Below are 12,082 nucleotides of genomic sequence, written 5' to 3' on the forward strand. Positions count from 1 at the left end.
GCCCCGACCAAGGTGCCTACGGCCTACGGGTCGATGAGGTACGGGTGGAGGGGGATAGCCTTATCTTGTCTAGCGACCTCCTTCGCTTGCGCTACCTGGGCCTTCGGGATGCTACGGGTAAGATTCTGGGCACCCTTACCCAAGGTGGTGCAGAGCTTCCCCTTGTCCTTGAGCGCAAGATAGAGACTACTCCCCCTCAGACTGCGGAGTCTACCCCTTCGCCCTACCGCCAGCAGGAGCTGAGCATCCCTATCCCGGGGACTAAGGTCACAATAGCAGGGACACTCTCCCTGCCCCAAGGGGAGGGTACTCCCCATTCGCTCGTGGTCCTGATCACGGGTAGCGGCCCACAGGATCGGGATGAGACGGTGCTGGGGCATAAGCCCTTCCGCTACATCGCTGACTCACTCCTTGCGGCAGGCTACGCTGTCTTCCGCTACGATGACCGAGGGGTGGGGAAGAGCACTGGGGTCTTCATGGAATCGCACTTCTCGGACTTCGTGCACGATGCCACGGCGGTCGTCCGTAAGTTACATGCAGAGCCGAGCCTTCGGAGAACAAAGATCTACCTGCTCGGGCACAGCGAAGGGGGCTATGTCGCAGCCCAAGTCGCTAGCCGTGAGCCTTCGGTCGCAGGCGTTATCTCGCTCGCAGGCCCAGCCTTTGGGCTTGATCGTGTCCTGCTGGATCAGATGGATGCTCTCCTCGAGCTCTCGGGGGCTAGCGCAGAGCAGCGGCAGAAGCTCGGTCGGGTCAATCAAGAGGTCTATGCCCTGATGAAGAATAAGCGCCTTACCCTAGAGCAAGTGAAGGCCGAGGCACGTAAGAAGCTCGAGGCGCATCAGGAGTTTCTCGGGAGCGGGCAGAGTATAGATGTGATCCTAGGGCAGCTAACACCCTTCCTTAGGGAGCTCCTTAGTCAGGATGTCTCGGGGGTGTGGCGTAGCCTTCGTGTCCCCGTCATTGGGATCTATGCAGGGCTCGATAAGCAGGTGCTCCCCAACAATGCCACGGAGCTCCAGCGCCTCCTCCCTCAGGCACGTGTGCAGGTCTTCCCCGGCTACAATCACCTCTTCCTCTCCACACAGAGTGGCTCTCCGCTGGAGTATGCAGGCCTCCCTCAGGGCTTTAGCCCCGAGGCGCTCAGCTACCTACGTCAGGAGCTAGACCGCCTAAGTGTAGGACGATAGGGATGAGTCCTACGACAGGTCTTGGGATGGAGATAACGAGGGCGGATGATGCAGACGTGGGATAGTTTGTTATCTTTGTCAATGAAAACTTAATCACTAACACTAATACACTTATATCGTAATGAGTAAGATCGGTATTTTCTACGGCTCCTCTACAGGCTCGACCTCTGAGGTAGCCCAGCGCCTAGGCAAGGCTCTAGGTGCAGAAGCTAACCTCTATGACGTAGCTAGCGTAGATGCTTCAGAGGTAGCAGGCTTTGATGTCCTCCTCCTCGGCTCCTCTACCTGGGGTATCGGAGACCTACAGGACGACTGGGAAGACTTCCTGCCTAAGCTCGCTGAGCAGAACCTAGCAGGTAAGAAGGTCGCCCTCTTCGGTTGTGGGGACGCTGATAGCTACCCCGACAGCTTCTGCGAAGCACTATCCAAGCTCAAGGAAGGCCTCCAGAGCACAGGCTGTACCTTCGTTGGTGCCTACGAGCCTGAGGGCTACAGCTACGATGCTACTGAGACAGAGCAGGATGGTAAGCTCATCGGCCTATGCCTAGATGAGGCTAACCAGTCCGACCTGACCGACGAGCGCATCGAGAAGTGGGTAGCGCTTCTGCAGAGCGAGCTCTAGCGATCCCTCGCCCAAGCCATTTACTTTAATACCCCTCACACCTGCACAGTGGCTGGTGTGAGGGGTATTTTTTATATCTTTATGGTGGTTAAGTAGTTTACTCAGTAACACAACAAATACATCGACCTATGAAACAAATCTCTCTCCTCGGAGCCTGCGCTCTGGCTACAGCACTGCTGCTGCCACAGCCCTCCTCAGCCTGCTCTGACCTCATCGTCGGGAAGAAGGCTTCGGCTGACGGCTCCGTCATGGTAAGCTATTCGGCTGACTCACACACCCTCTATGGCGACCTCGTCCACTACCCCTCCAAGGCTTGGGGCAAGGGACTCATGCTGGAGGTACACGAGTGGGACACGGGCAAGCCCCTCGGCTTCATCCCACAGGCTGCCGTCACCTACAATGTTATCGGGAACATGAACGAGCATCAGGTGGCTATCACCGAGAGTACCTGGGGGGGGCGCAAGGAGCTCTCCGACCCCAAGGGGATCATGGACTACGGGAGCCTCATCTATATCGCGCTCCAGCGCTCGCAGTCCGCACGTGAGGCTATCCGTGTGATGACCGACCTCGTACGTGACTATGGTTACTATAGCTCGGGCGAATCCTTCACCGTGGCCGACAAGAACGAGGTGTGGGTACTTGAGATGATCGGCAAGGGGCCCAACAAGAAGGGCGCCGTATGGGTAGCTATCCGCATCCCCGATAACGCAATCAGCGCACACGCCAATCAGGCTCGTATCCACAAGATCCCCTTCGGCGACAAGGAGAACTGCATGTATGAGAAGGATGTCGTCAAGCTCGCTCGTGAGAACGGCTGGTACACGGGCAAGAGCGACAAGGACTTCGACTTCCAGAAGGCTTATAACCCCTACGACTTCAGTGGCCTCAGAGCCTGCGAAGCTCGTGTGTGGAGCTTCTTCCGCTCCTTCGACAAGGGGATGGATAAGTACACCAAGCTCGTACAGGGTGATGCGAACGAGGAGCCCATGCCCCTCTATATCATCCCCGATCGCAAGGTGACGCTTGACGATGTTCGTCGTGGTATGCGCAACCACTATGAGGATACCCCTCTATCTATGACGAAGGACCCCGGGGCAGGTGCCTACAAGGTACCCTACCGCTGGCGTCCGATGACCTTCAAGGTAGATGGCAAGGAGTACGTCAATGAGCGTGCTATCGCCACACAGCAGACGGGCTTCGTCCTCATCGCTCAGCTCCGTAGCTGGCTACCCGATGCTATCGGGGGTATCCTATGGTTCGGTGTGGATGATGCCAATACCGCTGTCCTTACCCCCATGTATGCCTCGATCAACTCCGTCCCCGAGTGCTACCGCCGTGGTAATGGGAGCATGACGCAGATGAGCTGGACCTCGGCCTTCTGGATCCATAACTGGGTAGCCAATATGGCCTACCATCGCTATGAGCCCATGATCCAGGATATTCGTCCCGTACAGGAGGCTCTGGAGTCGAGCTTCAACGACCTCGTGAAGGCTACCGATGAGTATGCTCTGGCTCTGATGAAGACCGAGCCCTCCCGTGTCTCTGACTACCTCACCCGTGTCTGCGACAAGGTAGCCAATGAGACCACAGCCCGCTGGAAGCAACTAGGCGAATATCTCCTAGTGAAGTACATGGACGGGAACGTGAAGAAGGAGAAGGACGGTAAGTTCGAGGAGAATGGCTATGGCCAGATCGTCATGCCTAACTTCCCCGGCTACAGCAAGGAGTACTATGAGAGCATCGCACGCAGTGGCGAGGCTGAGCACCTTGTCGTCCCAAAGAAGAACGCTGAATAGCCTTCGCCCCCTAAAGTTTCTTTACTAGAAGCCCTCCTACCAGCCCCTGCCCTATGAGCCGAAGAGGCTCGGGGGCAGGGGCTCACCTTTCCCTTGGACTTCCTCCTCCGCCCTCCTATTTACCTATCGGGTATAGACTATCCTCTCCTGTGTATGCGGGGCTGAGCTTATGGCCTATGTGGGCTATGCGTCTCCTCTATTTCCTCTCCGATCCTACATATTACCTCCCTCTTCTTTACCTCACCTCTCCATGCAGTATCAGACTGAGACCCACCCCTCGGGACTTCGTATCATCCTCTGTCGTGAACCCTCGGCAGTTACCTACCTAGGCCTTGCAGTCCGAGTGGGGACACGTAGCGAGCCAAGGCGATACTATGGACTAGCCCATAGCATAGAGCACATGCTCTTCAAGGGGACACGCCTACGCACAGCTCCCCAGATCATACAGCGACTAGAGGCCGTGGGCTCAGAGATGAACGCCTATACGACCAAGGAGGAGACGATCCTCTACGTCGCCCTGCCTCGTCGCTTCGCTCATCGGGCTCTGCAGAGCCTCTTCGATATCGTACGTGGGAGCACCTTCCCCGAGGAGGAGTGGGCGAAGGAGCAGGAGGTGATCTTGGACGAGATCCATTCGTATGAGGATAGCCCTTCGGAGCTGATCTTCGATGAGTTTGAGGATCAAGTCTTCCGTGGGCATCCCCTAGGGCATGCTATCCTGGGTACGGAGGGGTCGGTCGGACGTATCGGGGTGGAGGTACAGAGGCGGTTCTTCAGGGAGCATTACCGCCCAGAGGGGATGGTGCTCTTCGCTCAGGGCGACCTCTCGATGGAGGAGCTCACGGCACTCTGCTCACATTACTTCCCACAGGTGGCGACACCCCTCCCCTCTCTCTCGGGGCAGGCTGGGGGGCTAACAGTCCCTGCACCTCCCCTTAGGCGGGTCAGGCGAAGGGATACTTCTCAGAGCCATGTACTCGTGGGGCGTGCTGCCTACTCGGCCTTTGATCCTCGTCGGCTGGGGCTAAGCCTGCTGACGAATATCCTCGGGGGGACGGGGATGAATGCACGACTGAATATGGAGCTACGTGAGCGTCGGGGCTTGGTCTACAATGTCGAGGCAAGCTATACACCCTACTCCGATACGGGACTCTTCTCGGTCTACTTCGGCTCTTCGCCCGAAGCAGAGGCAGAGGCTCTCGGACTGGTCATGCAGGAGCTGGAGTGGATGAGGCGAGAGACCCTCTCCACGACCGAGCTCCAGTCTGCCCTCCTTCAGCTAAGAGGGCAACTGACGATCGCCTCGGACAATCGAGAGCAAGCCTTCCTATCCATGGGGAAGGCCTTCCTGCACCATGGACACTACGAGAGCCAGCAGGAGCTAGAGGGGCGGCTCGGGAGCCTTACCCCCGAGGGTCTGCATGAGATCGCAGCGGAGGTCTTCTGTCCCGAGACCTTCCATCAGCTGATCTACCGCTAGGGTAGAAGGGAGTCCATAGGCTTCTCCTGATGGGGATATAAAAAGGTACTGCACCGCCAAGCGCTCGGCGGTGCAGTACCTTTTATATAATAGGAGATAGTGCTAGCCCTACATGGGAGGAGGTCCAGGAGGGCCCTGTCGCTTCATGTCGCTCCTAGAGCCACCCCCACCGAAGCTGTCGAAGCGGTAGATGAAGTGCAGCATAGCATATCGCCCGAGCGTATTCGACTCTTCGGTGGTGATGCTCGTGGCGGAGATGTTGCGGTAGATGCTACGACGTGAGTCTAGGAGGTCATAGCCCTTGAGACGGAGCGTAGCACGCTTGCCCTTGAGGAAGCTAAAGGATATGCCTGCATTCAGGAGCCACTGGTCGTTCTCGAAGCCCGCCGCATAGCCCTGTGTCGTGGTGTAGGTACCATCGGCCTCGATGGCAAAGCCTAGGGGAAGGGTGAGGTTCATGTTCGAGCCTATGGAGTAGTCCTTGGTGGCGGTGGTATTCACCGAGGTAAGGCTGTTGGAGGCATTGTAATAGCCGAGCCCCCCGCGGAGGTTGATGTCGAGGAAGGAGTTGCGGTAGTTCAGCGTCAGATCTTCGTTGAGCCTGAGGGAGAGGGAACGGTTCTCATCCCCGTTGATGAAGGCGATCTGACGGATGAGCTCGTTGCGAGAGCCGAGACGTATGGAGAACTTCTTGCCGGGCAGTACCTGCGTGAAGAAGCCCCCGAGGCCGACCATAGTGTTGCCACTGACGTTGGTGTAGCCGATCTTCCTCACCCCAGTCGTGAGGTCATAGGTCGTGCGGGATACGATGTCGTTCTGCACGTAGCGGGCATGTCCAAAGAGGGCAAGTGACGTCTGTGTCGAAGTCCAGAAGTTGTTGTAGCGTCCGAAGACGTTGTGCTGGAAGCCAGGGAGGAGGTTCTGATTCCCCTCATAGACGACGAGGGGATTAGTCACATCCTGCACGGGGGCAAGCTGATCGGTGTTGGGCTGGAAGCTACGACCGAAGTAGTCGATGCGGAACTCTGTCGCGCGCTTGGGCTTGTAGGAGAAGCGTAGCGTAGGAGAGTAATTGGTCGTAGAGCGGTTGATACTACGAGCATTCACGCCTGCCACTACGGTGTAGCTACTGAGGTTGGATCGCTCGAGGTTCACCCCAGCCGTCAGGTCATAGGTGCTTCCCTTCTTTTTGAGGGCTAGCCCCACCTGATGCGTTAGGAAGTCGGAGTGGAACTCGTTGCTGTAGCGAGCATTCTCCACGGTGTACTGCCCCGTGAGGTCAGCATCGAAGGCCTTTCGTTCGCTGAAGCTATTTGTACCCTTGATCTGATAGGTAGCTTGACCGAAGAAGCCCTTGCCAAGTGGCTCTACCCAGCCAAGACGGACACGGTACTCACCGCTACGCTTGGTGCTCTCGATACGTTGATCCACATGCTCTGTACCCGTAGCGGCACTGACGATGTCGGAGAGGTATGTCCCCGAGCCTAGCTCATTCGAGAGCGTCCCCGAGGCGGATAGCGTGAGGGTACGGCCACGGTCGGAGAGACGGCGGCTCGCATCTATCCTTAGATCCCCGTCGGTCTGTGACTGAGAGGTGCGCTGACGTAGCGAGGAGGAGCTGATGAGGGCATTGGTGGCATCGTTGAGCGTCTCTTCGTCGGAGGTGTAGGTGCCTATCCCCTTGCCGTAGCGGAGCTGGGGGGAGATGATGAGTTCGGTCAGCGAGTCTAGCTTCCACTGGAAGCGGAAGTTGCCTGCGTAGGTGTCCTTATCGTTGTGCTCCGAGGTCTTGCCCGTCTGCGTGGTGGAGGATGAGGAGAGGATGTTTTGGATCGTAGAGGCGGTCGTCTTGTCCTTGGTGGTGTTCCCTGCTAGTAGGTTACCGCCGAGGATGAGGGAGGGATTGAAGGTATGGCTGAGGTTGCCCCCGAGTACCTTCGAGGTCTGTATCCCGTCGATCTGTCCGGGCATGCGCCCGCCACCTCCGCCTGGGCCACGACGTCCACCCGAGAGGCTGTACATGAAGCTCGCTTGGCTGAGATCCTGCGCTATGTCACTGAAGCCAGCGTTGTTCGTGTTGTTCATGCTCCCCAGCACGGTGAGCTGGTTGTCACCGGTGAAGCGGTTGAGCATGGCACTGGCCTCATAACGCTTGTCCGTGCCTCCCCCGACGAAGGCTGTGCCGAAGAGTCCACGCTTCTTACCAGCCTTGATGGTGAGGTTGATGATCGTCTCCTCGTTGCCGTCAGAGAAGCCCGACATGCGGGAGGATTCACTCTCCCTATCCATGACTTGCACTTTGTCTACGAGTTCGGCAGGTAGGTTGTTCAGAGCGACTTTAGGGTCGCCCTCGAAGAAACGTTTGCCGTCTACCATGATCTGCGAGACAGTCTTGCCATTGACCGTGACCTGTCCTTTCTCATCGACACTTGCCCCGGGGAGCTTCTTGAGAAGCTCTATGATCGCTGCCCCTTGTTGCGTAGTGTAGCTGGTGGCATTATACTCGAGGGTGTCGCCCTTGACGACCACTTCGTTAGCCTTGGCTACGACATTGACGTCGCTGAGGACCTTCCCATCCTCTTCGAGCGTGATCTTGCCCAGCTGGATGTTCTTGTTGGCAATCTTGATCGGACGAGTCTGTGCCTTGTAGCCGACGAAGGTGATGCGTAGGGTGTAGGAGCCCTGAGCGACGTTGCGTAGGACGAACGAGCCATCCTTGCCACTGGTGATCCCACCCTTGAGCTTGCCGTCTGGTAGGAGGAGGCTGATCGTAGCTGAGGGAAGGGCTTCGCCAGCCTCATCGAGGACGATCCCCGAGATGCTGTGTGTCGTCTGCTGGGCTCGCAGGGCAAGGCTCATGGGGGTGAGCAGGAGTGCCAGTAGGAAGAGCCTTAGGAAGGCTCGGAGTGGACTATTCATAAGTGTAATCTCTTTTTCTGTGATCTTCTTGAGTGTTAGAGTGTAGACTTGGGGCAATGTTTAATAAAGGGTGGAATAAGGCTGTGCTTTCTACCCAATTTCTCCGAGCCATAATGATAAAATATGTTGTTTAGATAAATTTATTTAATTTTGTACTGTATTTGACTGTGTAGCGTTTCCTTTATTAGGGACGTGTGTCCTAGAGTAAGTATATTGATTTGGTCTCGCGAGGGGGGCACCTTCTAGGTTACGGGAAAGATTGCGTTTGGTGTTCGTAGTGTGGTAAGGTGTTACTTCCGCAGGCCATCTTGGAGGCTGTGCTGTAGAACTTGTTCTACGGTGCGGCCTCCTACCTTTTTCTACCAGATCTCTTGGGCTGGTCTGCCCGTGCGTAGACTCTTGTTTTGCTTGGTCTCAGCCCCCGCTATTGCTCGTGTTTCTCTTGGAGGCTTCTTCTCGACTTACTCTGGCTCTTGACTACGGTCTAGGATGAGAATAAAGGGGGTAGTCAAGTGGTGATGAACCTCTACGAGGAGTGGGGTGAAGGTGGAAGTCAAGCAAGTGATAGAGAGGTCTCTAGGAAAATGTAAAGGAGTGTGGCCTCCTTTGGTTTCATTGGAAAGGGAGGGGAGGCTTAGGGCTTGGCATGATCAAGGTTAAAAAGAAAAGAGAGATAGCAATCGGGCGAAGACCCATTCTGCTATCTCTCTTTTCTCTTTCAGTGGTGCCACCAGGAATCGAACCGGGGACACAAGGATTTTCAGTCCTTTGCTCTACCAACTGAGCTATGGCACCATTGGCAATTCTTCTTCTTAGGAGCGGAAGCGACGAGATTCGAACTCGTGGTACGGTTGCCCGTACGGCAGTTTAGCAAACTGCTGGTTTCAGCCACTCACCCACACTTCCAGTCGCACTCAGCTCTTGAATTGCGATGCAAAGATAGAGCGTTTTTCTTAATCCTGCAAATCTTACCCTCTCTTTCCTTGCAAATGCTCCTTCTTTTTGCCCGTAGAGGTGGGGGAGGGGAGGAGTGAACCACCCCATAATTACCCCAATAAAGGGGACTTGCTTAGGCTAGTATATATACGATACGTGCGCGCGTATGAAGGAGAGGGGAAGGCGGAGAAGCTTTGTTTGAGCGAGCAAAAATCTTTGCCTAAGGTCGAAGAAAAACATCGCTTGAGGTAGTAGGGAAAACTGCCTTGGGGTAGTAAGGACACAGGACCGATGCATGATCTCTCTCTCGTACACTCCTGCCTTTGGATCTTCGGGGGTATCGCTTCATATCCCAGAGAGAGCCTTAGCCTATCACTAAAGATCCTAGGCATTATCCCCAAGAAACAGACATACAAGCGAGCCCTAGAGAGGAGATACTTAGAGCGCACTTGTGTACACGCGTGTATACAGTTGTGTACACGTGGGTATACAGTTGTGTACACACGTGTATACTCATGCCTCCTCGGTAGGAAGTGTTCGCTTGGCATATCTATGCTGGGACATAGATACTTCTATCTTCGGTGTATGCTCCTTGACGACCTTGCCCTCGCACTATGGTGATTTCATGCGTCAGTCCTGACGAAGGAAACCTCTTGGGAGGTAGCGAGGGCACCTAGAGAGGTGTGGGGGAAGTTCGGAGGAAGGTCTGGAGGAGCCTTTGGGTGGCTATGCTCGTGAGGTGCGTGCGGTGATAACGGAGGCTTTGGGGTGGATAACGAGGAGAGTTGGGGATTGGTGGCCTTGGGAGTTGGATAGAGGAAGGCAGGGAGGTTTAATAAAGGGTATTGGGCAAGTTGAGTTGTAGTAGGGGCGATGGGTGGGTGAAGGTGGGGAGGAGGCTTGGGTGGCGGGAGGCGGAGCGCATTCGGGAGGGACGAAGGGTGAGGGCAGAGGTGGACTTGGGGGAGTCGTCGTATCTTTGTGACGGCAAACGTGCCCCATTATACAGGAATGAATAAGAATATTACTCGTATCGCCTTGACCGGAGGCCCCTGCGCTGGCAAGACAACGGCTTTGGCGCAGATCATTGAGCACTTTAGTGACCTCGGCTACTTGGTTTACGCCCTTCCCGAGACTCCGACGCTCTTTAGCAATGCTTCGATTAACTTTGCTACCCCCGACCGCCAATACTTCTATAACATAGAGAAGGCCGTGATGAAGTATCAGATCCAGATGGAAGACACCTTCCTGGAGCTGGCACACGCTGCCTCCCATCCGGTGCTGATTGTCTCTGACCGAGGGACGATGGACATCTCCAACTACATCGAGCGTACTATGTGGCAGGCTTTGCTGGATGAACTTGGTCTCTCGGAGATCAAGCTCCGTGATGCCCGTTACGACGCTGTCATCCACATGGTCACAGCAGCACAAGGGGCAGAGGAGTACTACACGCTCGAGAACAATGCCTTCAGAGGTGAGACCATAGAAGAAGCACGAGAGCTGGATGCACGTATACTGAAGGCTTGGACGGGGCACCCCCAGCTGCACATCGTGGAGAACAACGTAGACTTCCAGGTGAAGATTCGCCAAGTGCTTCATGCGATCCACGAGACCCTCGGGGATGATCCTGCTTCTTTCAGTGATGTACGTAGACGTTTCCTCGTGCATGTGACAGGAGAGATACCCTTTGGGGTGGAGACCGACCTCTACCAAGCCTATATAGATATGGAGGATGGATCGAGTGTGCGGATACGTAAGCGTGGGCTGCGAGGGAACTACGTCTACTTTATGACGCGCAAGAGTCCTGTGGAAGCCCAGCCAATCATTACGGAGAGACAGATCGGCCCCGACGAATATATCTCCTATCTCAATGCGATCCCCTCGCCGGAAGATGTGCTGGTGCATAAGTTGCGCCGCAACTTCGTTTGGGCTAAGCAGTACTTCGAGGTAGACGACTTTGTCGAGCCACGGCGTGACTACCAAATCCTCGAGATCTCCTGCGCTCCCGATGGGCAGGTGAAGTTCCCACCCTTCATCGAGGTCATCCGAGAGGTCACCGACGACCCCGCCTATGTCCGCCTATAGTTAGGCCCTAGAAGTCCGAAAAGTAAGCGACGCCCCTGCCACGAAGGTTATGGGGCGTCGCTTTTTCTGTTCTTAGCGTTGCCTTGGGGAGGGTTTGGGGGAGGCGAAGATGGGGTATGCGGGGGTGCTGATAAAAAATTTTTCTATCCATGTAAGTTGTTTGCTATCGGGTTAATGCATGCAACTCACAGGAGGATTTTCAGAAGTTTTTCATGGAAAGATTTGGTTGGTATTGGGTATTTGATATACCTTTGCAACCGCAAACGAGGGAACGACCTCCTGCAGCGAATGAGTCACCTAAGCGGGGTGGCTGAGCAGGACAGACCTCGGGTTAGTAGATGAGACCTAAGATGGAGCGATCCACGAGGTTTAGCCACAAGCGATCATTGACATACTTGATAAAAACAAACGAGAAAACAACGTAGAGCAAATAAAATAAGTTAGTATACAACCTGCGTGTGTTAGTAGCAATACTAATATACGTTAGGCGCAAAAACAGGAAAGGGCAGACGGTGGATGCCTAGGCTCTCGGAGGCGATGAAGGACGTGATAAGCTGCGATAAGCTACGGGGATTGGCACATACAATTTGATCCGTAGATTTCCGAATGGGGCAACCCGGTACATTGAAGATGTATCACACCGCAGAGCGGTGAGCGAACGTGGGGAACTGAAACATCTAAGTACCCATAGGAGAAGAAAACAAAAGTGATTCCCTTAGTAGTGGCGAGCGAACGGGGACTAGCCCAAACCGGAGTCGTTTCGGCGACTTCGGGGTTGTAGGACTCCGATATATGAAGACAAGGTTAGGAGAACGGTCTGGAAAGGCTGGCCGTAGAGCATGAAAGCTGCGTATCCGAAAACTTTAGTTGGAATTAGGAGTATCCTGAGTAGCGCGGGACACGTGAAATCCTGTGTGAATCAGCGGGGCCCATCCCGTAAGGCTAAATACTCCCGAGAGACCGATAGTGAACCAGTACCGTGAGGGAAAGGTGAAAAGAACCTCGAACAGAGGAGTGCAATAGACCCTGAACCCGTCTGCCTACAAGCGGTAGG

Annotated in this window: 6 protein-coding genes, 2 tRNA genes and 1 rRNA gene; 6 read left to right on the forward strand and 3 right to left on the reverse strand. The window is 55.1% G+C overall.

Annotation, left to right across the window (positions count from 1 at the left end; genetic code table 11):
- The 4 genes from QZ554_RS06935 to QZ554_RS06950 form a co-directional block, all read left to right on the forward strand.
- Positions 1-1,190, forward strand: a 1,190-nt coding sequence (locus QZ554_RS06935) for an alpha/beta fold hydrolase (protein ID WP_297195330.1), incomplete at its 5' end; no start/stop codon positions are given.
- A 121-nt stretch (positions 1,191-1,311) separates the two neighbouring features.
- A complete protein-coding gene (locus tag QZ554_RS06940; protein ID WP_297195331.1) occupies positions 1,312-1,812 on the forward strand; it encodes a flavodoxin in 501 nt (166 codons plus the stop codon).
- Positions 1,813-1,940: 128 nt separating this feature from the next.
- On the forward strand, positions 1,941-3,608 hold the full coding sequence (locus QZ554_RS06945; protein ID WP_297195333.1) for a C69 family dipeptidase: 1,668 nt from the start codon (positions 1,941-1,943) through the stop codon (positions 3,606-3,608).
- A 250-nt stretch (positions 3,609-3,858) separates the two neighbouring features.
- Positions 3,859-5,088 carry a pitrilysin family protein gene (locus tag QZ554_RS06950; protein WP_297195335.1) on the forward strand — a complete coding sequence of 410 codons (1,230 nt, stop codon included), beginning with the start codon at positions 3,859-3,861 and terminating at the stop codon, positions 5,086-5,088.
- Between the two features lie 108 nt (positions 5,089-5,196).
- Here the strand turns inward: QZ554_RS06950 and QZ554_RS06955 are convergent, their stop codons facing one another.
- From QZ554_RS06955 to QZ554_RS06965, 3 genes are all read right to left on the reverse strand, one after another.
- Positions 5,197-8,007 carry a TonB-dependent receptor gene (locus tag QZ554_RS06955; protein ID WP_297195337.1) on the reverse strand — a complete coding sequence of 937 codons (2,811 nt, stop codon included), beginning with the start codon at positions 8,005-8,007 and terminating at the stop codon, positions 5,197-5,199.
- Positions 8,008-8,729: 722 nt separating this feature from the next.
- Positions 8,730-8,802 (reverse strand) — tRNA-Phe (locus QZ554_RS06960).
- 24 nt (positions 8,803-8,826) lie between these two features.
- Positions 8,827-8,913: transfer RNA gene (locus tag QZ554_RS06965), tRNA-Ser, on the reverse strand.
- A gap of 1,041 nt (positions 8,914-9,954) precedes the next feature.
- On the opposite strand from QZ554_RS06965, the gene QZ554_RS06970 reads away from it, so the two are divergent.
- Positions 9,955-11,028 carry an AAA family ATPase gene (locus tag QZ554_RS06970; RefSeq protein ID WP_297195339.1) on the forward strand — a complete coding sequence of 358 codons (1,074 nt, stop codon included), beginning with the start codon at positions 9,955-9,957 and terminating at the stop codon, positions 11,026-11,028.
- A gap of 489 nt (positions 11,029-11,517) precedes the next feature.
- A 23S ribosomal RNA gene (locus QZ554_RS06975) occupies positions 11,518-12,082 on the forward strand; the annotation flags it as partial.

The organism is uncultured Porphyromonas sp. (assembly GCF_915070105.1).
GTDB lineage: Bacteria > Bacteroidota > Bacteroidia > Bacteroidales > Porphyromonadaceae > Porphyromonas.

Bases quoted from the DNA above. Each gene is read 5' to 3' on its own strand.
- QZ554_RS06940 (WP_297195331.1), top strand. From the start codon at position 1,312: ATGAGTAAGATCGGTATTTTCTACGGCTCCTCTACAGGCTCGACCTCT.
- QZ554_RS06950 (WP_297195335.1), top strand. From the start codon at position 3,859: ATGCAGTATCAGACTGAGACCCACCCCTCGGGACTTCGTATCATCCTC.
- QZ554_RS06945 (WP_297195333.1), top strand. From the start codon at position 1,941: ATGAAACAAATCTCTCTCCTCGGAGCCTGCGCTCTGGCTACAGCACTG.
- QZ554_RS06955 (WP_297195337.1), bottom strand. From the start codon at position 8,007: ATGAATAGTCCACTCCGAGCCTTCCTAAGGCTCTTCCTACTGGCACTC.
- QZ554_RS06970 (WP_297195339.1), top strand. From the start codon at position 9,955: ATGAATAAGAATATTACTCGTATCGCCTTGACCGGAGGCCCCTGCGCT.